The following is a 20,341-nucleotide window of genomic DNA, read 5'->3' on the forward strand; positions in this document are numbered from 1 at the left end:
AGCAGGGGCATTCTCTGGCACATGGCGGCTATCACAGACTTGCGGATGGAACGCTTGCCATGGATGCATCGTCGCTCAACCAGGAGAGTTTGCCCGTATCCTCCGATGCGCTGCTGGCGCAGCTGGATGAATGGGGGCTGGCCTACACGCTTTATGAACATGTTCCCCTGCGCACGGTGGAGGATGCCAAAACGGTCGAAGCTGAGATGGAGGTCCCGGGCGTTTCCGCGCTGCGGATCAAGAACCTTTATCTGCGAGATCGGAAGAAACGCAACTATCTGATCTCGGTCGAGCAGGACCGCGAGATCGATCTGAAAGCGCTGGGTCAGGAGATCGGCGCTCCGGGTCTCAGCTTTGGCTCGGCAGATCGGTTGATGGAGTTCCTTGGCATTCGCCCCGGTGCTGTTAGCCCGCTTGCGATGATCACTGGCGTCGAAAAAGGCGTGATCTTCCATTTTGACCGTGCGGTGCAGGACGCGGATGTTATCTGCATGCACCCCCTTGTGAATGACCGCACCGTAGTGATGGCGCGTGCTGACGTGCTGAGCTTTTTCGACCGGATTGGGGTCGATGTGAACTGGATCTAACTCAGGGTGCCTTCAGCAGGCGCCACAGCAACCATAAAGGAAGACCGCCCAATGGCTGACAACAAACGCATTGTTCTGTCCAGCGATCACGCCGCCATCGACATGCGGCAAGCTATCGCCAAGCATATCGCCGACAAAGGCTGGGAGGTGGTCGACATCGGGCCAACCACCCCGGAAAGCACCCACTATCCCAAGCACGGTGAAGCTGCTGCCCGCAAGGTGGCCTCAGGCGATTGCGCGCTGGGCATCATCCTGTGCGGCACCGGGCAGGGCATCATGATGGCCGCGAACAAGGTCAAAGGGATCCGCTGTGGCGTCTGCGCTGATCCCTTCTCGGCCCGTATGATCCGCGAGCATAACGATGCAAACATGCTGTCGATCGGGGCCCGGGTGATCGGGGAGTCGCTGGCGCTGGAAATCGTGGATGCTTTCCTCGGGGCAGAATTCGAAGGCGGTCGTCACGGCACCCGCGTGGATATGATCAAGGCGATTGAGGCCTGATTTCTTGTTATCGGCCACCTACAGCAAAGAGCCCCCGAAAGACGGGGGCTCTCTTGGTTCATGGGTGATGGCGCTTGGAGATGATCAGGCCGCGAGAGTTTCGATCTGGGCTTTCGCTTTGGCAAGCGCCGCGCCTTCGTCGATGGCCAGGGTGTCGGCGGCGACGATCTCAACCTCGGTGATGCCCATGAAGCCAAGCATGTGGCGCAGGTAGCCTGTGGCGAAATCGATGGCCGATCCGGCCTCGGTGCCGCCCGACGCGACGGCGATGATGGCGCGCTTGCCTTCCAGAAGACCAACCGGACCCTGATCAGTGTAGGTGAATGTCAGACCGACACGTGCAACCAGATCGATCCAGGCCTTGAGGCCGGCAGGTACGGAAAAGTTGTAGATCGGCGCGCCGATCACCAGGGTGTCGGCCGCTTTCAGCTCCTCAACCAGCGCGTCAGACTGCGCAAGCAGTTGTGTCTGCTCATCGCTGCGCTGGTCGGCCGGGGTGAAGTTGGCATTGATCCATGTCTCATCCAGAAGCGGCAGCGGGGTCGCCAGATCCCGGCGGATCACCTCTGCAGCGCCAAGGCGCTCTACGATCTGGGCGGTCAGGTCGCGGGAGACAGATCCTGTGCGGCGGGCGGAAGAGTCGATGTGCAATACGGTCTTGGTCATTGTGTTTTGTCCTGATCTGGGGTGAAGCTTGAGACAACAGATGCGTTATTGCAATTTTGAACGCAATCGCCGATATTTCACAGAACGTGCGCGATTTTGCACATGTTTGGCGGGTTAGCGCTGTTCTAGGACGGAGAGCTGGATGGAAAATTGGGATGAAGTGCGCACGGCCTATCAGGTCGCGCGCATGGGCACAGTCAGCGGTGCGGCCGAAGTGCTGGGCGTTCATCACGCCACAGTCATCCGCCATATCGACGCGATCGAGGCGCGCCTCGGCGTCAAGCTGTTCCAGCGCCATGCCCGCGGGTATACGCCGACTGAAGCGGGGCAGGACCTCTTGCGGGTCGCACAGACCACGGATGATCAGTTCAGCCAGCTGGCCGGGCGGCTCAAAGGGCAGGGGGACGAGGTGACAGGCGAGCTTGTCGTCACCTCGCTGTCATCGATGTCTCATCTATTGGTGCCCGTTCTGACCGAGTTCCAGAAGATGCATCCCGGTCTGATCATCCGCTACCTGACCGGAGAGCGTCTGTTCCGCCTGGAGTATGGCGAGGCCCATGTGGCACTGAGGGCCGGAAATGCGCCGGATCAGCCCGACAACGTGGTGCAGCCCTTCCTCAGCCAGCGGATCGGTATGTTTGCCACCACTGACTACGTCGATCAATATGGCGCACTGAAAGGAGTGGAGGACCTGCCCAATCACCGCTTTGTCAGCAGCGACAATGAAAACAGCCGCGCTCCTTTCTATCGCTGGCTGCGCGAGCATACGACACCCGAGACGATCATGTTCCGCTGCACCGACGGGATTGCCATGCAGGAGGCGGTGCTGGCCGGGGCAGGGATAGGTTTCCTGTCTCTGTGGGAGGCGGCGCGCCACGATAACCTGGTGCAGATGATGGAGCCTTTGAAAGAGTGGGAAGGCAGTCTGTGGCTCGTCACTCATGTGGATCTGCATCGCACGAACAAAGTGCAGAGCTTCCTCAAATTCCTGAAAGAGAGGTCCAAGGAATGGGTGGCCTGACGCCGGCCCTCAGGGGACATCTGGCCATGCTCTTGTTCTCCGCGCTGGTGGCTGGGTCTTTTTCGCTTGGCGTGATGGTGGCCAACGAAATCGCACCCGCTGCGCTCAACGCGGCACGATTTGCCTTGGCGGCGGTTATCATTGGCGCGGTCGCCCTTGGAACCCGCAAGTTTCGCGCCAGCCATTTTCACGCGCCCTGGCGCTTTTTGGTTCTGGGGGGCCTGTTTGCGGCCTATTTTGTGCTGATGTTCTATGGCCTTCAGACGGCCGATCCGGTCAGCGCCTCGGCCGTCTTCACCCTCACACCCGTGATGAGTGGGTTTTTCGGCTGGTTCCTTTTGCGGCAGGTGACAACTCCCCGCATGGCTCTGGCGCTGGCGATCGGGGCGACCGGCGCGCTATGGGTGATCTTCCGCGCCGATTGGTCCGCCTTTGTCGCATTCGAGATCGGACAAGGGGAGATGATCTATTTCCTTGGCTGTGTGTCTCATGCGATCTACACGCCAATGGTGCGCAAGTTGAACCGGGGTGAGCCTGCTGTGAGTTTTACCTTTGGCATGCTGATCGCAGGCGCGGTGATCCTGACTATCTTTGGCTGGGGAGATATCCGCGCAACCCCTTGGCTTCACCTGCCCTGGATCGTCTGGATCGGACTGTTCTATCTCGCGATCTTTGCCAGCGCAGCGACCTTTGTTCTGCTGCAGTTTGCGACGTTGCATCTGCCCTCGGCCAAGGTGATGGCCTATACCTACCTGACGCCCAGCTGGGTGATTGTCTGGGAGGTGGCCTTGGGACGCCCGGTGCCTTCGGGGCTGCTGTTTGTCGGCATCGCCCTTACGGTGATCGCACTGGTGCTGCTGCTGGAGGATGACGCAAAACCGGCTCGGGCCCCAACCTGATCGCGCCTATTCCTGCGCGTCTGCCTCTTCGCCATCCAGCTCGGACGCAAGGAAGCGTTCAAAGGCATCGAGATTCACCGGCTCGAACTGGCCAAAACCCTGCATCCAGACCGATGCGCCGCGCAGCGCGTCCGGTTGCAGCTTGCACCATTTCACCCGGCCCCGCTTTTCCTGCGCGATGAGGCCAGCGCGGGTCAGGATGGTAAGATGCTTGGAAATGGCCGCGAGCGACATCTCGAATGGTTCAGCCACGTCCGTGACCGCCATGTCATCTTCAAGAAGCATGGTCAGGATCGCCCGCCGTGTAGGGTCGGCGAGTGCAGAAAAGACGGTGTCGAGGGTGCCGCTCATGGCTGATACTCCTAAAGGGCAGGAAGCGGGTCGACAATCCTGCAAAAGCTGCGATGGATCCGTCCAAGGCATTTTTGAAGGAGCAGTCGGCATGGCGTTGCGTTATTGGGCGGTGATTTTCACTCTGGGTATCGGCTGGGGCATGTCGTTCATGTTCAACGCCATACTGCTGCGCGAGCTGGGTCCTCTGTCTGTGTCCATGGGGCGGGTCGGGTTTGGTGCGTTGGGCTGCTGGATCTACGTGCTGGCAGCTCGCAAGACCGTTCCAGTCAATGTATGGCGCTGGCTGGCTCTGTTTGGCTTCGGTGCGCTCAGCTATGCCGGGCCATTTGCTTTTTACGCGCTGGGTCAGCAGCATATCGCCAGTGGCGTGGCGGGTATCGTCAACGCGACCACACCGGCCCTTGCGGTTGTGGTATCCCACTTCTGGCCTGGTGGTGAGCGGGCCACAGTGCTGAAGTCTATGGGGGTATTCTGTGGGTTCCTGGGCATTGTTCTGTTGTCGCTGCCGATCCTGGAGAGCGGCCAATCTTCGGAAGTTTGGGCGGTGCTGATCACCCTGTGTGCGCCATTGTGTTATGCCTTTTCTGTCAATATCGCGCGCAGCTTTCGGGATATGGAGCCGGTCGTGTTGGTGGCTATCGCGCTGACCGGGTCGACTGCGGCTATCGCGCCGGTCGCGTTGTGGAGCGAGGGGGTGCCGATCATCACGCGAATAGAGACCTGGGCATCGCTGGTGATGATCGGCTTTGTTCTGACCTCAGCGGCCTTTATTGCGTTCTACTGGGTCCTGCCAAAGGTGGGACCAACCAACATCACCTTGCCCACGCTGATCGCACCGGTTTCGGCGTTGTTTCTTGGCACTTGGATCTTGGGGGAGACCTTACTCGCAGAGCACCTGTGGGGGATGGCAGCGATCCTTTTGGGGCTGCTGCTGATTGACGGACGGATCCTGCGCTGGCGGCTCACAAAACTGCCCGTCTACTAAAATCAACCCTTCGGTTGAATATGGATTCCAACAAGCTTTGGCGCTCACGGCCCCTGCGGCAGAGCGGCGCGGTCGGCTGACGTAGTATAAGTATCGTTTGAAAACAGAGAGTTGATCCACTATTGAATCTTGCATCCTTGCAATTGACTCCTTCGCCTCTTGGCCTTAGCACGCTGCCTAGGAATTCGCGTGAGGATGGCGCCCGTGACCGATGATGACCAAAAGCAGCGCATGGCGCAGCTGGAGGCCAGACTGGCAGAGGCGCGTAAGGCCCAAGAGCCCAAGCCGCGCGCGGATGAACACTACTCCCTGGCCAACCAGGCCTGGCGGATGGTGGTCGAATTGGTGGCCGGTCTCGGGATCGGCTTTGGCATCGGATACGGGCTGGACCAGCTGTTTGGAACCCTGCCCATCTTCATGGTGCTGTTCATATTGCTGGGGCTTGCCGCCGGGGTGAAGACGATGCTTCGCACGGCGCAGGAGATCCAGAACGAGAAACTGGCCGAAGAGGCCGACAAAAATGCGCAAGACCGGGACTGACCTCCAACGGGCAGCTTTCGGCGACAGGAGACACGGACAGATGGGCAAGATTTTCTTTTTCGCGGCACTGGCGCTGGTCATCGTCTCAGGGTTCGTTTTCGCGCCCGAGCATGCTGAGCTGGCGATCCACCCGATGGATCAGTTCAAGGTTTCCCCGCTGTTCGGCGATCACATCGCGTGGTACACCCCCACAAACGTGACGCTGTGGATGGGCCTGGCGATCGTCGCGGTCTTTGCCCTGCTGGTTCTGGGGTCCTCGCGCCGCGCCATCGTGCCGAGCCGCGCACAGTCGGTTGCGGAACTGGCCTATGGCTTCATCTACAAGATGGTTGAGGACGTTGCCGGCAAGGACGGTGTGAAGTTCTTCCCCTACATCATGACCCTGTTCATGTTCATCGTGATGGCGAACTTCCTGGGCCTGATCCCCGGCTCCTTCACCACCACCTCGCACATTGCCGTGACCGCCGTTCTGGCCGCGCTGGTCTTCTTCACCGTGACCATCGTCGGCTTCGTCAAGAATGGTGCCGGTTTCCTCGGCCTGTTCTGGGTGTCGAGCGCGCCGCTTCCGCTGCGCCCCATCCTGGCCATCATCGAGCTTATTTCCTACTTCGTGCGCCCCGTCAGCCACAGCATTCGTCTTGCTGGTAACGTCATGGCTGGCCACGCGGTTCTGAAGGTGTTCGCAGGTTTTGCCGCCGCTCTGGGCGCATTCAGCTTCCTGCCGATCTTTGCCATCACCGCAGTCTACGCTCTCGAAGTCCTCGTGGCCTTCATCCAGGCCTATGTGTTCACCATCCTGACCTGCGTGTACCTCAAGGACGCACTGCACCCGAGCCACTAAGGCAGGATAGACCCCTCATCCGGGCGGGCCAGGTGGCCCTCCCGCGACCCTAAATCACCAATTCCATCGTAAGGAGAGAAATCATGGAAGGCGATATCGCACAACTCGGTCAGTTCATCGGCGCAGGCCTGGCAGCAATCGGTTCCGGCGCAGCCGCAATCGGTGTGGGCCACGTTGCTGGCAACTTCCTGGCAGGCGCTCTGCGCAACCCGTCGGCAGCTGCCGGCCAGACCGCAACCCTCTTCATCGGCATCGCGTTTGCAGAAGCCCTGGGCATCTTCTCGTTCCTGGTCGCTCTGCTGCTGATGTTCGCTGTCTAAGACCTCAGGAACCTCAATCCTTACGGCCGGGCGGTGCGAAACCTCGCGCTGCCCGGTGTAACGGCAAGTTCCCAAGGAGAACGACATGGCATCAAATACGCAAGAGGCAGCCCACGGCGGCGGCTCCGCTATGCCGCAACTGGATTTCTCGACCTTCGGAAACCAGATTTTCTGGCTCGCCGTTGCGCTGGTCGTGATCTACCTCATCCTGTCGCGCGTAGCCCTGCCCCGCATCGCGGCGGTACTGGCTGAACGCCAGGGAACGATCACCAATGACCTCGCCGCGGCTGAAGATCTTAAAGCCAAGGCGGTCGAGGCCGAAAATGCATATAACAAGGCCCTGGCCGACGCCCGCGCCGAGGCGCAGCGTATCGCTGCCGAGGCCCGCGCTGAAATTCAGGCCGATCTGAACGAAGCCATCGCCAAGGCGGATGCGCAGATCGCCGACAAGGCCGCCGAGTCTGAAAAGGCGATTGCCGAAATCAAGGCCGGTGCGCTGGAAAGCGTCAAGACCGTGGCCAACGACACTGCTGAGGCGCTGGTTGCAGCCCTGGGCGGCAAGGCTGACGCAAAAGCCATCTCGGCTGCGGTCGACGAGCGGATGAAAGGATAAGGACATGCGCACAGTACTGGCAATTGCCCTGACCCTTGGCGCCACGTCGCCTGCTTTTGCTGCCGGTGGTGGCATGGATCTGTCCAACACCAATCTGGTTGTTGCGCTGGCCTTCATCCTGTTCATTGGCATCCTGCTCTATGTCAAGGTCCCGACCTTGATCGGCGGCCAACTCGACGCGCGCGCTGAAGGCATCCAGAAAGAGTTGGACGAAGCCCGCGCTCTGCGTGAAGAGGCTCAGACCATTCTGGCCTCTTATGAGCGCAAACAGCAGGAAGTTCAGGCCCAGGCGGATCGCATCGTGGCAGCGGCCCGTGAAGACGCTGAAAAAGCGGCTGCCGAGGCCAAGGTCGATCTGGAAAAGTCGATTGCGCGCCGTCTGGCCGCAGCCGAAGAGCAGATCGCATCTGCTGAGGCTTCGGCCGTAAAGGAAGTCCGCGATCAGGCGATCACCATCGCCGTTGCAGCCGCCGATCAGGTGATTGCAAAGCAGATGACCGCGACCGAAGCGAACAAGCTGATCGACGCAGCCATCGCGGATGTGGACGCCAAGCTGCACTGAACCGCATCAGATCTTATATCCAAAAAGAACCCGGCCCAGGCGGCCGGGTTTTTTTGTGGCAGCGAGCAGAGCACGGCCTCTAGTCCTTATGGATAGGTATCCTCACCGAAGGGTACATTCGCTTGGGCTTTGGTGCTGCTGCCGGGGTGGCCAAAGTGGGGTACACTCCAATGAGCTAATAGTCATGGAGGCCCGATATGATCCAAACAGCACCCCGTGAGGCATGCGCCTGCGACGGCCCTCTGGGATCTGCGTTTGAAGGGCTCAGTATCAAACCTCCCGTCTGTGCAAACGGAACTGGGCGTGTGATTGCAACCTATTGCATTGGGAAACTGACCGGCGGCCGCGAGAGCAAGCGTAGTGCGACTGTGAGTGGATATGACTTTTTGCCGGATTTCTCGCACGCCTGATCTCCGGCAGAGTCCACAAGCCCATCGTAACCCCGCTTTCACTCCGACTCGCTAATATGACGGTCAAGTGAATATTGCAGAGGCACGGGCGTGAGTATGGAAGGTCTGGACAAGCAGATCAAAGACGCAATGGGTGCGCATGGGTGCTGGAAACAGCAGTTGAAAGACGCCGTTGCGCATGGACGCCTCAGAGATCCAGCCGAGCACATCTCGCGCGACGATCTCTGCAGCTTTGGAAAATGGCTGCAGGATCTTCAAGCCGACCCGGAAACAAGTTCTTCTCCCGAATATGCCGCTGTTGTTGCTGCCCATGCGCGGTTTCACAAGGCTGCGGGCCATGTTGCCAAATGCGTGGAGAATGGTTTGGGGGATACGGCCTCGGAACTCCTGAACGGGCCAGATTTTCAGAAGATATCGGCAAGCTTGGGCAAAGCGATGATCGATTGGCGCAAGAGCCTGAAATAGCCGATAGCGAAAGATTCCGCTCAGGACTTGCTTTTCTCATGTTCAAGACGCTGGCGTGCCACGTCGGCATTCCGCTCGGCCCGTTGATGGTCCATCAGCGCCTGTTTGACATAGTCCAGGTGCTGTTCGACTGCGTTGCGGGCCGCGGCCGGGTCGCGGGCTTGCAGAGCGGTGTTGATGGCACGATGCTGCTCCAGGATCGCCTCGTAAGTGGTGTATTGCTGGAACATGACCTTCCGATTGTAAAACACGCCTTCCCGCAACAGGTCGATCATTGATCGCATCATGTGCAGCATGATGACGTTATGGCTGGCATCCATGATGGCCGAATGAAATTGCGCATCAAGCTGGGCCGCCTCTTCGGATTCCGCCGGATTTCCTGCAGCTTCCATCTTGTCGAAAATGGTCTGGATCACCTTGAGATCATCATCTGACCCAAGCCGCGCGGCCCGTTCCGCCGCCAGCCCTTCCATGTCGCGCCTGAATGACAGGTAATCAAAGACCGCCTCATCGTGGCTCGAAAAGAGCTGCACCAACGCAGGGGAAAAGGCCGAGCCGAGGACATCTCCCACAAAGACCCCGGACCCCGCCTTGGAGGCCAGAAGACCCCGCTCCTGCAGTTCGGCAATCGCTTCACGCAGGGACGGGCGGGAAACGCCAAGGCGTTCGGCAAGCTCCCGTTCTGGCGGAAGACGCTCTCCCGGCGACAGGACGCCGCGCAGGATCAGCTGCTCGATCTGACGCACGACTGAGGTGGAGAGCTTTTCAGGCTGAACTTTTTGAAAGGGCATCTTGGTCTCTGGCCTTGCGTCTTTTTGGTGAAAGAGCGGTCTGGATTGGTCAAATCATATGACCACAGCCCGTGCAAGCCCGCAAGCGCTTCGCAATATATGCAAAGCAGGCATCACTATTCTGTAATAATAGGTCAGCTTTGTTGACTTAAGAGCCAGAATCATACTCTCTGGAACGACTCGTATCCGGGAGACCGCCATGTCATTGAAAGAGATTTTTGCCAGCCGCGCGTTGCGCATGAAGGCCTCGGAAATCCGGGAGTTGCTCAAGCTGCTGGACCAGCCAGGTATTCTGTCCTTCGCGGGGGGCATCCCGGATCCGGCCCTGTTCCCCACCGATGCTTTTGGCGCGGCCTTTCAGCAGGCCTTATCCGGTGATCGGCAAGCACAGTCCCTGCAGTATTCTGTCAGCGAGGGTTATCTGCCCTTGAAGGAATGGATCGTCGATCGCATGGCGCGGCTTGGGGTCGCTTGCACACCAGACAACATCCTGGTCACGTCCGGCTCGCAGCAGGCGCTCGACTACATCGGAAAGCTGTTCCTCTCGCCCGGCGATACCGCCCTGGTGACGGCGCCGACGTATCTGGGTGCCCTAGCTGCCTTCAACGCCTATGAGCCGAGATACGACCAACTCAGTCTCGAGGGCAACCGCACCGTCCAAAGCTACGGGGACGAAGCTGGCGCGGTGAAAAGTGAGATCAAATTCGCCTACCTGTCCTCGGATTTTGCCAACCCCACCGGACGGACCGTCAGCAGCGCGGCGCGCACGCGCCTTCTGGACATGGCCGAGGATCTGGACTGCGCTGTGATCGAAGACGGTGCCTATCAGGACCTGCGCTATGATGGCGACCCGGTGTTGCCGATCCTCGCAATGGAATTGTCCCGGAAAGGATCCATCGAAGACTGTCGAACGGTCTACTGCGGTTCGTTTTCCAAGACGCTCTCGCCCGGGCTGCGTGTCGGCTGGGTAGTTGCGGCCAAGCCGGTGATTTCACAAATGGTGCTAATCAAACAGGCGGCCGACCTGCACTCTGCGACGGTGAACCAGATGGCCGTGAATACCGTTGCGCGGCAGATATTTGACAGCCACGTGGAGACCGTGCGCAGGGCATATAAAGAACGCCGCGATGCAATGCTGGGCGCGCTCCAGCAGCATATGCCGTCCGGTGTACACTGGACCCGGCCCGAGGGTGGCATGTTCGTCTGGGTCACTCTCCCGGCAGGTATCGACAGTGCGGAGTTGTTGGCGCGATCGCTCGAGACTGTGAAGGTGGCCTTTGTGCCAGGACAGGCTTTCTTTGCCGATGGTGGCGGCGCAAACACACTGCGGCTCAGTTTTTCGGTGCTGGATGAAGCCGAAATCGAAGAGGGGATCGCGAGGCTGGGGCGTTTGATATCGGATGTTCTATCGGCGCCGGCGTGGACTCGGCAGCAGGCGGCCCAGATGGTATGATGTGCCTCTGATCCGCTCTTGTCGGAGCGGGGTTTGAGATGAGGCCGCCCATGCGCGCAGTGATCATTGCCTTGTGTTGTTTGCCTATGGGCTGCGCTGTGTCCAGCTCTCATTTTCAGGGGATTGAGCCGGTGCGTGTGACGGTCGAAGGCAGCACCTTCGATCTGCGGCGACGGGGAACACTGGTTGAAGCCATCCGTGTGAACCCGCAGTACGCGCCTCGTCTTGGCCCCCTGCGGCAAAGAGCCAGCCGCGCAATGGCGCTGGCCAGCGGCTGTGACGTGGATTGGGTTATGGGGGATCAGGCAGTTCTATTGGGGCGTCTGAGCTGCCCGTAAGGCCTTTGTCGGCCCACAGCGGCTATGATGGCGGGGTTATCCACAAGATATAGTGGCCCTGGGCTGCCATCTTGCCTGATTTGGGGGCTGCGGCGTTGACTCATAGCCTTAGAACCTGCTGAGATTTCGGGCACAAGAATCACAAAGGGGCAGCTTTGCGTTTTTCCAAACTCAGGCTCAACGGTTTCAAAAGCTTTGTCGATCCGACTGATCTGATCATCGCGGATGGGCTGACCGGCGTTGTCGGGCCCAATGGCTGTGGCAAGTCGAACCTTTTGGAAGCGCTGCGCTGGGTGATGGGAGAGACACGCGCCCGCGCCATGCGCGGTGGCGGCATGGAGGACGTGATTTTTGCCGGCACCTCTTCCCGGTCGGCGCGCAACTTCGCCGAGGTGAGCCTGCAGATCGACAACAGCGACCGGCTGGCACCTTCGGGGTTCAACGACAGTGATCAGTTGGAGATCGTACGCCGTATCACCCGTGATGTGGGCAGCGCCTACAAATCCAACGGCAAGGATGTGCGCGCACGCGATGTGCAGATGCTGTTTGCCGATGCCTCGACAGGCGCGCACTCGCCCGCGCTGGTGCGGCAGGGACAGATTTCCGAGTTGATCAACGCCAAGCCCAAGGCCCGTCGGCGGATCCTGGAGGAAGCGGCGGGCATCTCTGGCCTCTACCAGCGTCGTCATGAAGCCGAGCTGAAGCTCAAGAACACCGAACAGAACCTGTTGCGCGTTGACGATGTGATCGAACAACTGGCCGGGCAATTGTCGCAACTGGCGCGGCAGGCGAAACAGGCGCAGCGCTACCGTGACATAGGTGAGAAACTGCGCCTTGCCGAGGGCATGTTGCTTTATCGCCGCTGGCGCGAGGCAGATGATGCCCGCCAGGCTGCCGAGGAAGACCTGCGCATTCGCATTACACAGGCGGCCAAGGCCGAAGCGCTGAGCCGTGCCGCGGGTGAAAAACGCGCCAGGGACGAAGAGGCCCTGCCGCCCCTGCGTGAAGAAGAGGCCATCGCGGCCGCGATCCTGCAGCGGCTTGTGGTCCAGCGCGATGCGCTGAGCGATCAGGAGGCGCAGGCACGGCAGGCGATTGAGCGGCTGACCTCTCGCATCCAGCAGCTTGGCAATGACATCGAACGCGAGGGCGGTCTGAACCGTGACGCCGGAGAAACCATCGAACGCCTCGAATGGGAGCAGCGCGAGCTGGCCAAGGCCAGCGAAGGGCACGACGACCGACTTTCCGAAGCGGCCGAGCTGGCGCGTGATGCGGGGCAGATCCTTGAGGCACGCGAAGAGCACTTGTCGCAGGTGACCGAGGATGTGGCCCGTCTTGCCGCGCGTCACCAGTCTGCTCGCCGTTTGGTTGAGGATTGCCAGCGGGCGCTGACCCGGGCGAGCGAGGAGGGAGAGAAATCTCGTGCCGCGCAGGAGATGGCACAGGAGGCGCTTGAGCAGTCCCAAGAGCGGTTTGAGGCTGCTGTTGCCGCCGAGGAAGACGCTCGCGAAGCAGCAGAAGCAGCCGAAGACGCTCTGGCTGCTGCCGATGAGCTACGCACCGATACTCAGGAGCGTGAGACCGAGGCCCGCTCGCAGCGTTCCGAAGCCGAAGGAGAGCTGGGCACCCTGCGTGCCGAGGTCACCGCGCTTGCCAAACTGGTGGAGCGGGACACGGCCGAGGGTGGTCAGATTCTTGATGAGCTGAGCGTGACACCTGGCTACGAGAAGGCTCTGGGTGCGGCTCTGGCTGACGATCTGCGCGCGCCTTTGGCGGATGTAGACGGCCCGACGGGTTGGGTCACGCTTGCTGGCTATGACCGGGATGCACCCTTGCCGGATGGAGTTGAGCCGCTGGCGAAATACGTCTCAGGGCCAGAGGCTCTGGCGCGACGCATTGGTCAGATCGGCCTTGTCGAAGGGGATGCTGCGCGCGGTTTGCAGGCGCATTTGAAGCCGGGACAGCGGCTTGTCACGCTTGAAGGGGACCTCTGGCGCTGGGATGGTTATCGCGCATGGGCCGAGGATGCGCCCAGTGCCGCGGCCCTACGGCTTGAGCAGCTCAACCGGCTGGAAGCGCTGAAGCAGGATCTTGAGCGGGTTGGCGCTCGCGCCGACGGCGCCCGTGCGGCCCATGAGACGTTGCTACGCAAACTGGAAGAGGTTTCTCAGGCGGACCAACTGGCACGCCAGGCCCGCCGCGCTGCCGATCAGCGCGTCGCGGATGCCGCTCGCGCACTGAGCCGCGCCGAGGCCGAACGCAATATGGCCGAGGGTAAGCTGGAAACCCTTGGGATCGCAGTGGCCCGCCATGATGAAGACGCCATGGCCGCGCGCCTGCAACTGAGTGAGGCGGAAAAGGCTTTGTCCGAACTTGGCGATCTCGATGAGGCGCGCAGCCTTGTCGAGGAGATCAAGCAGCAGGTCGAAGCGGCCCGGATTACCATGCTGACGCATCGCTCGTCTCATGACGAGCTGCGCCGCGAGGGCGAGGCGCGCACCAAACGTGCGCAGCAGGTCACCAAGGAACTGTCGGGCTGGCGTCATCGGCTGGAGACCGCAGAGCGGCGGATTGAAGAACTGGCCGAGCGGCGCGAGGCGTCGCAGGAGGAACTGGAAGACGCCCATGCGGTCCCTGCCGAGATTTCCGAAAAGCGCGAAGAGCTGAACGAAGCCATTGAAGAGGCCGAGGCCCGCAAGGCGACAGCCACGGATGCGCTGGTCGCTGCCGAAGGTGTGCTGCGCGAGGCGGTTCAGGCCGAACGTGACTGCGAGCGCCTGGCGTCAGAGGCACGCGAGGCGCGTGCAGGCTCCGAGGCACGGTTTGAAGCCGCGCGGGAAACCGTGGCCCATGCCGCCGAGCGGATCGCCGAGGAACAGAATTGCGCTCCGCAGGCTTTGCTTGAACAGCTCGATACAGACCCGGATCAAATGCCCTCGGCTGAGGTGCTGGAGGCGGAGGTGTCCCGTCACAAGCGACAGCGCGATGCGCTTGGGGCGGTGAACCTGCGCGCCGAAGAGGATGCCCGCGAAATCCAGACGGAACACGATGAGCTGGTCTCTGAAAAGCATGATCTGGAAGAGGCGGTAAAGACACTGCGCAGTGGCATTGCCAGCCTCAACCGCGAAGGGCGCGAGCGGCTGCTGACGGCGTTTGAACAGGTCAACGCCAGTTTCGCCATGCTGTTCACCCATCTTTTCGGTGGCGGCGAGGCGAACCTGGTGATGGTCGAAAGCGACGATCCCCTGGATGCAGGGCTTGAGATCATGTGCCAGCCGCCAGGCAAGAAACTGTCGACCCTGTCCTTGCTCTCAGGCGGGGAGCAGACGCTGACCGCCATGGCGCTGATCTTTGCGGTCTTCCTGTCGAACCCGGCGCCGATCTGCGTACTCGACGAGGTGGATGCGCCGCTGGATGATGCCAATGTCACCCGGTTCTGTGATCTTCTGGACGAGATGTGCCGCCAGACAGACACGCGCTTTCTAATCATCACCCACCACGCCGTGACCATGGCGCGCATGGACCGGCTGTTCGGCGTCACCATGCAGGAAAAGGGCGTCAGCCAGCTAGTCTCGGTTGATCTGAAGAAGGCCGAAGCGCTGGTGGCGTGACGCATTTGCCGACCTTGGGTTCTGTCCTGAGCCGAGTGAGAGGAAACTCCCCCTTACATGATTGGGGAATTTCTTGTGCCAAGGACAGTCGAAGCTTAGTCTTTGAACAAAGTCCAAAGGAGAGCCCTCATGCATCTAGCGAAACCCCTTGCCGCGACCCTTTTGTTGTGCCCCTTGGCGGCGCAGGCTGAAAACGTCTATGCGTCGGATGGGCAGAGCTTGGCGCGGTTCTTCCTTGAGGAAGGTGCTGAGGTTGAAACCACAACCGACAACGTGGGCGATCCCAAACTGCGCGTCGATTACTACGGCAGCGAGTTCTCGGTCTATTACTACGGCTGTGAGGACAACAGGAACTGTGATGCGGTGCAGTTCTTCTCTGGCTACCAGACCGATGGGGCCGTACGGCTCTCCACGATCAACGAATGGAACATGGAGAACCGCTTTGCCCGCAGCTATGTTTCTGCCGAAGGCTCCGCCCGGATCGAAATGGACATTTTCATGGGGCGCGACGGAATAAGCGCCGATGACTTCGCCCGCCAAGTGTCCATGTGGTCGCGCGCCATGAAGGACTTTGAAGAGTTCATCGGCTGGTAAGCCGAGGCACAAAAGAGTTTTGTTCAGGTCAGGGCGGCGTCACCAGATCGTGACACCTCCCTGCGGAGTATCCGGGGTAGGATACGTGAATGAGACGTAATCTTGTTGCATCAATCCTGTTTCTCTGTCCGGTCAGTGTTCTTGCTGCGGACTGGACGTTGCGCCAGACGGATCGGCCTTTTGACGCGGATGAACTTGCGGCTCTGCCGGGGCAGTCGTTTGTCTTTTATGATGACGGAGAGGCGGCTTTCGGCGCCAACGGAGCCTACTCCTACACCTATTCGGCCGCAAATGGCGGAGGCACCCGTTGGGGCAGCTATAACCTGGCACCGGACGGAAGCGTCTGCATCGATTTCGTGAACGGTTTTTCCCGCTGCGATCTTTATGTTCACAGCGGAAATCGCGTGGTGCTGATTACCGAAACAGGAGAGCGTTATCCCGTTCGTTAGAGCCGGTTGAGCAGCGTTGGAGTGGGCCAGGCGTCGGCTGGCAGGCCAAGGCGTTTCTGTTCCGCTTGCACCGCGATCCGGGTTTTGGCGCCAAGAATGCCGTCGATATCGCCCACGTCATGGCCCATGGCCTGGAGTTTCGTTTGCAGCTGCTTCATCTGCGCGCCGCTCAGCCCCTGATCGGGCTTTCCTGCGTCATAAACCGCCGCGCCTTCCAGCCGGGTGGCGAAATAGGCGGCGGTCATCACATAGGTAAAGCTCTGGTTCCATTCGAAATAGACGTCGAAATTGGGATAGGCGAGGAAGGCAGGCCCCTTGTGCCCCTGTGGCAGGATCAGCGAGGCCGGTGTTGCCGGATCCGGCAGCTGCCCTTCCCGCGGGGCAACGCCCATACGGGACCAGTCGGTGACGGGCAGCTTTTGCGCAGGCCCGGTGAGCGACAGATCGATGCCGTTGGGCAAGCGCACTTCCTGTATCCATGGCTCGTTCGGGCGCCAGCCTAGGTGAGACAGCATCTTGGCCCCGGACATCAGCGCATCGGGAGCTGAGGTCTTGAGTGTCACATGACCGTCGCCATCCGCATCAACGCCATTGTCGAGGATGTCGCGGGGCAGCATCTGCACCATGCCGATCTCTCCGGCCCAGGCGCCGGTGGTGCGGACGGGGTCAAAATCGCCATGGGAGAACAGCTCAAGCGCGGCAAAGATCTGCGGGCGGAACAGCGCGGGGCGACGGCAGTCATGGGCTAGCGTCACCAGCGCGTTGCGGGTGTTGAAATCCCCCTGGAAAGCGCCGTAGTCGGTCTCAAACGCCCAAAAGGCCAGAAGGACACCGCGATCAATGCCATAGGTGTTTTCGATCCGCCGGAAGATGCTGTCGTATTTCTTCGACATGGTCCGGCCGCGGTCGATCCGGTTCTGGGAAATGAGGCGGCGCGAAAACTCGATGAAGGGCTTTTGGAATACCCCTTGTGCCCGGTCCGCGCGCAGAACCTTGGGGTCCTGTTGGGTGCCTTTGAAAAAGGCGTTCACGGTGGCGGGGTCAAACCCGGCGGTGACGGCCTCCTGTTTCAGTCCTTTCACGAAATCGGAGAAACTGCCGCCGCATTGCGCCATGGCGCCTACAGGGAACAACACGGATGCGGCAAGGGAAAGGGCCAGTTTACGCATGCGTTCGGTGTCCTTTCTAGACAGAAGGCGCCATCAAGAAACCGTATCAAGAGGCTTTGTCCCCTTGTGTGCTAGAAGAACGCCGCGATAGCAACCGTCAGCACGAGGCCAAGGCTCCAGGTTTTACAGAGCATTTCGGCGCAGCGGCGGATTGCGTGCGCATCAGCGCTTTTGGAACCACTCTCATTCACCCAGGGGAAATCACGCATTTCGCCATCGTAGGATCTCGGCCCTGCCAGCGCGACCTGAAGGGCGCGGGCCATTGCGGCTTCGGGCCAGCCTGCATTGGGAGAGCGGTGCTGTTTGGCATCTGCCGCAATGGCAGGCCAGTCGCGCAGGACGCCGCCGCTGGCCGCGATCAGCACGGCAGTCAGCCGGGCAGGGATCAGGTTCAGAAGATCGTCAAGCCGCGCAGCAGCCCAGCCAAAGTCCTCATATCGCGCGGTGCGGTAGCCGATCATGCTGTCGGCGGTGTTGATCATCTTGTAGGTGATCAGCCCAGGCAAGCCGCCCACCAGGAACCAAAACACGGGTGCAACCACACCGTCCGACATGTTTTCCGCACCGCTTTCGATGGCCGAACGCGCCACTTGCGGGCCGGTCATATCGGCAGTATCCCGGCTGACGATCATCGCCACGGCATCCCGTCCGCCCTGCAGCCCGCCCCGCAGGCCATGAACCACGGCCATGAGGTGCTCCACCAAAGAGCGCTGGGCGATAAGGATCGCGGCCACGATGATTTCGACAATCGGCCCTAGCAGGGAGAGCAGCGCGCCAATGATCAGGCCCGCTGCGACAAGAACCAGCACCGCCACCACACCCTTGGTGCGGCGGCCGCTGCCAGAATTCAATCGCGCGTCCAAGGCTTTGACCAGCCGCCCCATCACAGCGGCAGGGTGCGGCAGGTGATCCCAGAGCCAGCGTGGCTCTCCGAACATGGCATCCAGGATCAGTGCGAGAGACAAAATGGCCGCCGTGCTCATAGGGCTGCCTCCAAACGCTCCCAGCCGTGATCCGGTGGCAGGCCTAGGCGCAGGTAGTTGGACGAATAGGGGAAGATGCGGCTCCAGAGATGGGCGCGAGCAAGCCGATCCTGCCAGGCGGCCGCATCGTCCACATGATAAAGCCGGAACAGATCCGTTCCCCCGGCTAGGTCTGCGCCCTTGGGCAGAACCATCGCGTCCAGGCGTTTTGCATCCTCTGCCAGCCTCTTGCGCGTCTCGGCGGCCCAAGCAGGATCTGACAGCGCCTTGATGCCGGTTTTCAGCGCTGGACCCGATACCGCCCATGGTCCTTGCAGATCCGAAAGTTGAGAGATCAAAGCGGGATCACCAATGGCAAACCCAAGCCGCAGTCCTGCCAGCCCCCAGAATTTGCCAAAACTTTTCAAGACCAGTGTTCCGGGCTGATCGGCAAGGTGAATGAGGCTTTGCTCCGGGCAGACATCGCAAAAACTCTCGTCAATGATGCGCAACGGTGCGGTCAGTTCATCGGCTTTCCAGAGGCGTCCATCCGGGTTGTTCGGGTGTACGGCGACGCAGGCCTCTGCTGGTTCGCATTCGGCCATGCGCCAGCCTTGTGCCTGAAAGGCCGCGGCATGTTCATTGTAGGTCGGCGTATCAATCCTGACCCAGCGGGCGTCCGCAAGGGCCGGGACCAGGGCAATCAGTGCGGAGGCCCCCGGCGCGCCAAGGATGGACGCACCATGCGGAACCTTCCAGAAGTGGCGGGCTGCGTTGTGCAAGTCATCCGAAACGGCGGTATCTGGAAGGGCGGACCAATCGTTCGAAGAAAAGTCGGGCAATGGGTAAGGGACGGGATTTATACCGGTCGAAAGATCAATCCAGTCAGAACGTGCCCCGCCGTATTTGGCCACCGCAGCCGACAGGTTTCCGCCGTGATCCCTTACTGGAGCCTGCGATTGCAGATCGCCGGTTGCCATGTTTTTCGCCGCCATTTGAGGCCCTGACCTGTAAAAAGCATCGATCCGTCGGTGCCGGACGAGAGCCGTATGAAACAGGTCAGGTGATAAAGCAACCGGTCCTTGCAATCAGGGCGGGAAATGAAGGAGAGAAACTCATAAAAAGTAGGGAATTCCTTAGCTTCTCCCGTGTGGAGCCTCCCAATCGATCAGCGGGTTGATCGGCAGGATGCGGCTCGGATTGATGGTATCGTGGCTGTAGTGGTAGTGGCGCACGATATGGTGCATGCCAATTGTCTCTTTGATGCCCGGCCACTGGTATAGCTCGCGCGTATAGGCCCAGAGGTTTGGATAGTCGATCAGCCGTTTACGATTACACTTGAAATGCAAATGATAGACCGGGTCAAACCGCAACAGGGTGGTGAACAGACGCCAGTCCGCTTCGGTTATTTGGGTGCCAAGCAGGTAGCGGTGCTCTGACAAAAGGTCTTCCAGCCAGTCCAACGTGTCGAAAAGCGGCGTCACCGCCGCGTCATAGGCCTCTTGCGTGGTGGCAAAGCCGCAGCGATAGACCCCGTTGTTGAGCGTGTCATAGATCCGCGCGTTCACCGCTTCGATCGGCTCGCGCAGCTCTTCCGGCCAATAGTCGTCGCGGTTGCCCGTCAGATCGTCGAAGGCCGAGTTGAACATCCGGATGATCTCCGAGCTTTCGTTCGACACGATCGTGTTGCGCTGTTTGTCCCAGAGGATCGGCACAGTGACGCGTCCTGAATAGGCGGGATCGGCGCGCGTGTAGATCTCATAGGCATAGTCATGGTCGAACAGGGTATCTCCGGTCGCGCCATGTTCGTCGGTTTCAAAGGTCCAGCCGCGGTCCAGCATGTCGGGGTGCACCACCGAAACCGAGATATGATCGGCCAGGTCTTTCAACTGGCGAAAGATCAGCGTGCGGTGGGCCCAGGGGCAGGCCAGCGAGACGTAAAGGTGGTAGCGGCCACTTTCGGCAGCAAAGCCCGAATCGCCCGAGGGGCCTGCGCTGCCATCGGGTGTGATCCAGTTGCGGAACTGGGAAACCGAGCGCTCAAAAGCGCCGCCGGTGGATTTCGTATCGTACCATTTGTCGTGCCAAGTGCCGTCAACCAAAAGACCCATCGATCTCGCTCCTATCCGCTTTGAGCCTGCAAAATAGGCAGACTCGGGCTTTCAGCCCACACCGACAGGCGCGCAGCTTCCCTGCGGATCTGCACAATC

23 protein-coding genes are annotated in these 20,341 nt (G+C 60.3%); 16 read left to right on the forward strand and 7 right to left on the reverse strand.

Annotation, left to right across the window (positions count from 1 at the left end; translation table 11 throughout):
• Positions 1-59 precede the first annotated feature (59 nt).
• Both INS80_RS08790 and rpiB read left to right on the forward strand, forming a co-directional pair.
• The gene (locus INS80_RS08790) at positions 60-587 is read left to right on the forward strand and encodes a prolyl-tRNA synthetase associated domain-containing protein (RefSeq protein ID WP_192967238.1); all 528 of its coding nucleotides are present in this window, start codon (positions 60-62) and stop codon (positions 585-587) included.
• A 51-nt stretch (positions 588-638) separates the two neighbouring features.
• A complete protein-coding gene (gene rpiB / locus INS80_RS08795) occupies positions 639-1,088 on the forward strand; it encodes a ribose 5-phosphate isomerase B (protein WP_192965272.1) in 450 nt (149 codons plus the stop codon).
• An 84-nt stretch (positions 1,089-1,172) separates the two neighbouring features.
• Here the strand turns inward: rpiB and INS80_RS08800 are convergent, their stop codons facing one another.
• Positions 1,173-1,754, reverse strand: a complete 582-nt coding sequence (locus INS80_RS08800) for an FMN-dependent NADH-azoreductase (protein WP_192965273.1) — start codon at positions 1,752-1,754, stop codon at positions 1,173-1,175.
• A 142-nt stretch (positions 1,755-1,896) separates the two neighbouring features.
• Here INS80_RS08800 and INS80_RS08805 point away from each other — a divergent pair, with 142 nt between their 5' ends.
• Together INS80_RS08805 and INS80_RS08810 are read left to right on the forward strand one after the other, a co-directional pair.
• Complete coding sequence (locus tag INS80_RS08805; RefSeq protein ID WP_192965274.1) at positions 1,897-2,775, forward strand: LysR family transcriptional regulator; 879 nt, start codon at positions 1,897-1,899, stop codon at positions 2,773-2,775.
• Positions 2,763-3,674 (forward strand): DMT family transporter, encoded by a 912-nt coding sequence (locus INS80_RS08810; RefSeq protein ID WP_192965275.1) that lies wholly within the window; start codon positions 2,763-2,765, stop codon positions 3,672-3,674. Before INS80_RS08805 ends, INS80_RS08810 begins: the two co-directional genes overlap by 13 nt.
• 6 nt (positions 3,675-3,680) lie before the next feature.
• Here INS80_RS08810 and INS80_RS08815 read toward each other — a convergent pair whose 3' ends face one another.
• On the reverse strand, positions 3,681-4,025 hold the full coding sequence (locus INS80_RS08815) for an ArsR/SmtB family transcription factor (RefSeq protein WP_192965276.1): 345 nt from the start codon (positions 4,023-4,025) through the stop codon (positions 3,681-3,683).
• Between the two features lie 91 nt (positions 4,026-4,116).
• Here INS80_RS08815 and INS80_RS08820 point away from each other — a divergent pair, with 91 nt between their 5' ends.
• From INS80_RS08820 to INS80_RS08850, 7 genes are all read left to right on the forward strand, one after another.
• Positions 4,117-5,013 (forward strand): DMT family transporter, encoded by an 897-nt coding sequence (locus INS80_RS08820; RefSeq protein WP_192965277.1) that lies wholly within the window; start codon positions 4,117-4,119, stop codon positions 5,011-5,013.
• A 195-nt stretch (positions 5,014-5,208) separates the two neighbouring features.
• Positions 5,209-5,553 (forward strand): AtpZ/AtpI family protein, encoded by a 345-nt coding sequence (locus INS80_RS08825; protein ID WP_192967239.1) that lies wholly within the window; start codon positions 5,209-5,211, stop codon positions 5,551-5,553.
• A gap of 40 nt (positions 5,554-5,593) precedes the next feature.
• Complete coding sequence (locus INS80_RS08830) at positions 5,594-6,394, forward strand: F0F1 ATP synthase subunit A (RefSeq protein ID WP_192965278.1); 801 nt, start codon at positions 5,594-5,596, stop codon at positions 6,392-6,394.
• Between the two features lie 83 nt (positions 6,395-6,477).
• Positions 6,478-6,714 carry a F0F1 ATP synthase subunit C gene (locus INS80_RS08835; protein WP_008205040.1) on the forward strand — a complete coding sequence of 79 codons (237 nt, stop codon included), beginning with the start codon at positions 6,478-6,480 and terminating at the stop codon, positions 6,712-6,714.
• A gap of 85 nt (positions 6,715-6,799) precedes the next feature.
• The gene (locus INS80_RS08840; RefSeq protein ID WP_192965279.1) at positions 6,800-7,327 is read left to right on the forward strand and encodes a F0F1 ATP synthase subunit B'; all 528 of its coding nucleotides are present in this window, start codon (positions 6,800-6,802) and stop codon (positions 7,325-7,327) included.
• A 4-nt stretch (positions 7,328-7,331) separates the two neighbouring features.
• Positions 7,332-7,889: a F0F1 ATP synthase subunit B gene (locus INS80_RS08845; RefSeq protein WP_192965280.1), complete on the forward strand. Its 558-nt coding sequence runs from the start codon at positions 7,332-7,334 to the stop codon at positions 7,887-7,889.
• A gap of 506 nt (positions 7,890-8,395) precedes the next feature.
• Positions 8,396-8,764 (forward strand): CZB domain-containing protein, encoded by a 369-nt coding sequence (locus tag INS80_RS08850; protein WP_226892748.1) that lies wholly within the window; start codon positions 8,396-8,398, stop codon positions 8,762-8,764.
• 20 nt (positions 8,765-8,784) lie between these two features.
• On the opposite strand, the gene INS80_RS08855 is transcribed toward INS80_RS08850, so the two are convergent.
• Entirely contained in the window at positions 8,785-9,555 is a 771-nt protein-coding gene (locus tag INS80_RS08855) for a FadR/GntR family transcriptional regulator (RefSeq protein WP_192965282.1), read from the reverse strand.
• A 199-nt stretch (positions 9,556-9,754) separates the two neighbouring features.
• Here INS80_RS08855 and INS80_RS08860 point away from each other — a divergent pair, with 199 nt between their 5' ends.
• The 5 genes from INS80_RS08860 (at position 9,755) to INS80_RS08880 (ending at position 16,000) form a co-directional block, all read left to right on the forward strand.
• A complete protein-coding gene (locus tag INS80_RS08860; RefSeq protein WP_192965283.1) occupies positions 9,755-11,008 on the forward strand; it encodes an aminotransferase-like domain-containing protein in 1,254 nt (417 codons plus the stop codon).
• A 50-nt stretch (positions 11,009-11,058) separates the two neighbouring features.
• Positions 11,059-11,346 carry a hypothetical protein gene (locus tag INS80_RS08865; protein ID WP_192965284.1) on the forward strand — a complete coding sequence of 96 codons (288 nt, stop codon included), beginning with the start codon at positions 11,059-11,061 and terminating at the stop codon, positions 11,344-11,346.
• A gap of 155 nt (positions 11,347-11,501) precedes the next feature.
• Positions 11,502-14,957, forward strand: a complete 3,456-nt coding sequence (locus INS80_RS08870) for a chromosome segregation SMC family protein (protein WP_192965285.1) — start codon at positions 11,502-11,504, stop codon at positions 14,955-14,957.
• A gap of 129 nt (positions 14,958-15,086) precedes the next feature.
• A complete protein-coding gene (locus tag INS80_RS08875) occupies positions 15,087-15,551 on the forward strand; it encodes a YbjN domain-containing protein (protein WP_192965286.1) in 465 nt (154 codons plus the stop codon).
• Between the two features lie 89 nt (positions 15,552-15,640).
• Positions 15,641-16,000 carry a hypothetical protein gene (locus INS80_RS08880; RefSeq protein ID WP_192965287.1) on the forward strand — a complete coding sequence of 120 codons (360 nt, stop codon included), beginning with the start codon at positions 15,641-15,643 and terminating at the stop codon, positions 15,998-16,000.
• Here INS80_RS08880 and INS80_RS08885 read toward each other — a convergent pair.
• The 4 genes from INS80_RS08885 to INS80_RS08900 form a co-directional block, all read right to left on the reverse strand.
• A complete protein-coding gene (locus INS80_RS08885; protein WP_192965288.1) occupies positions 15,997-17,169 on the reverse strand; it encodes a lytic murein transglycosylase in 1,173 nt (390 codons plus the stop codon). The genes INS80_RS08880 and INS80_RS08885 overlap by 4 nt on opposite strands.
• Positions 17,170-17,240: 71 nt before the next feature.
• Complete coding sequence (gene cbiB / locus INS80_RS08890; RefSeq protein WP_192965289.1) at positions 17,241-18,152, reverse strand: adenosylcobinamide-phosphate synthase CbiB; 912 nt, start codon at positions 18,150-18,152, stop codon at positions 17,241-17,243.
• Positions 18,149-19,126 (reverse strand): threonine-phosphate decarboxylase, encoded by a 978-nt coding sequence (locus INS80_RS08895; protein WP_226892589.1) that lies wholly within the window; start codon positions 19,124-19,126, stop codon positions 18,149-18,151. The genes cbiB and INS80_RS08895 overlap by 4 nt, the downstream gene beginning before the upstream one ends.
• Before the next feature lie 141 nt (positions 19,127-19,267).
• Entirely contained in the window at positions 19,268-20,242 is a 975-nt protein-coding gene (locus INS80_RS08900) for a glutathione S-transferase family protein (protein ID WP_192965290.1), read from the reverse strand.
• Positions 20,243-20,341: the final 99 nt, after the last annotated feature.

The organism is Phycobacter azelaicus, from assembly GCF_014884385.1.
GTDB classification, from domain to species: domain Bacteria; phylum Pseudomonadota; class Alphaproteobacteria; order Rhodobacterales; family Rhodobacteraceae; genus Phycobacter; species Phycobacter azelaicus.

What these genes read in the sequence shown, in the direction of transcription:
- INS80_RS08845 (WP_192965280.1), top strand. Translation starts at nt 7,332, where the DNA reads ATGCGCACAGTACTGGCAATTGCCCTGACCCTTGGCGCCACGTCGCCT.
- INS80_RS08815 (WP_192965276.1), bottom strand. Translation starts at nt 4,025, where the DNA reads ATGAGCGGCACCCTCGACACCGTCTTTTCTGCACTCGCCGACCCTACA.
- INS80_RS08860 (WP_192965283.1), top strand. Translation starts at nt 9,755, where the DNA reads ATGTCATTGAAAGAGATTTTTGCCAGCCGCGCGTTGCGCATGAAGGCC.
- INS80_RS08895 (WP_226892589.1), bottom strand. Translation starts at nt 19,126, where the DNA reads ATGGCGGCGAAAAACATGGCAACCGGCGATCTGCAATCGCAGGCTCCA.
- INS80_RS08850 (WP_226892748.1), top strand. Translation starts at nt 8,396, where the DNA reads ATGGAAGGTCTGGACAAGCAGATCAAAGACGCAATGGGTGCGCATGGG.
- INS80_RS08885 (WP_192965288.1), bottom strand. Translation starts at nt 17,169, where the DNA reads ATGCGTAAACTGGCCCTTTCCCTTGCCGCATCCGTGTTGTTCCCTGTA.
- INS80_RS08855 (WP_192965282.1), bottom strand. Translation starts at nt 9,555, where the DNA reads ATGCCCTTTCAAAAAGTTCAGCCTGAAAAGCTCTCCACCTCAGTCGTG.
- INS80_RS08805 (WP_192965274.1), top strand. Translation starts at nt 1,897, where the DNA reads ATGGAAAATTGGGATGAAGTGCGCACGGCCTATCAGGTCGCGCGCATG.
- INS80_RS08875 (WP_192965286.1), top strand. Translation starts at nt 15,087, where the DNA reads ATGCATCTAGCGAAACCCCTTGCCGCGACCCTTTTGTTGTGCCCCTTG.
- INS80_RS08820 (WP_192965277.1), top strand. Translation starts at nt 4,117, where the DNA reads ATGGCGTTGCGTTATTGGGCGGTGATTTTCACTCTGGGTATCGGCTGG.
- INS80_RS08830 (WP_192965278.1), top strand. Translation starts at nt 5,594, where the DNA reads ATGGGCAAGATTTTCTTTTTCGCGGCACTGGCGCTGGTCATCGTCTCA.
- INS80_RS08880 (WP_192965287.1), top strand. Translation starts at nt 15,641, where the DNA reads ATGAGACGTAATCTTGTTGCATCAATCCTGTTTCTCTGTCCGGTCAGT.
- rpiB (WP_192965272.1), top strand. Translation starts at nt 639, where the DNA reads ATGGCTGACAACAAACGCATTGTTCTGTCCAGCGATCACGCCGCCATC.
- INS80_RS08865 (WP_192965284.1), top strand. Translation starts at nt 11,059, where the DNA reads ATGCGCGCAGTGATCATTGCCTTGTGTTGTTTGCCTATGGGCTGCGCT.
- INS80_RS08790 (WP_192967238.1), top strand. Translation starts at nt 60, where the DNA reads ATGGATGCATCGTCGCTCAACCAGGAGAGTTTGCCCGTATCCTCCGAT.
- INS80_RS08810 (WP_192965275.1), top strand. Translation starts at nt 2,763, where the DNA reads ATGGGTGGCCTGACGCCGGCCCTCAGGGGACATCTGGCCATGCTCTTG.
- INS80_RS08825 (WP_192967239.1), top strand. Translation starts at nt 5,209, where the DNA reads ATGGCGCCCGTGACCGATGATGACCAAAAGCAGCGCATGGCGCAGCTG.
- cbiB (WP_192965289.1), bottom strand. Translation starts at nt 18,152, where the DNA reads ATGAGCACGGCGGCCATTTTGTCTCTCGCACTGATCCTGGATGCCATG.
- INS80_RS08835 (WP_008205040.1), top strand. Translation starts at nt 6,478, where the DNA reads ATGGAAGGCGATATCGCACAACTCGGTCAGTTCATCGGCGCAGGCCTG.
- INS80_RS08800 (WP_192965273.1), bottom strand. Translation starts at nt 1,754, where the DNA reads ATGACCAAGACCGTATTGCACATCGACTCTTCCGCCCGCCGCACAGGA.
- INS80_RS08900 (WP_192965290.1), bottom strand. Translation starts at nt 20,242, where the DNA reads ATGGGTCTTTTGGTTGACGGCACTTGGCACGACAAATGGTACGATACG.
- INS80_RS08840 (WP_192965279.1), top strand. Translation starts at nt 6,800, where the DNA reads ATGGCATCAAATACGCAAGAGGCAGCCCACGGCGGCGGCTCCGCTATG.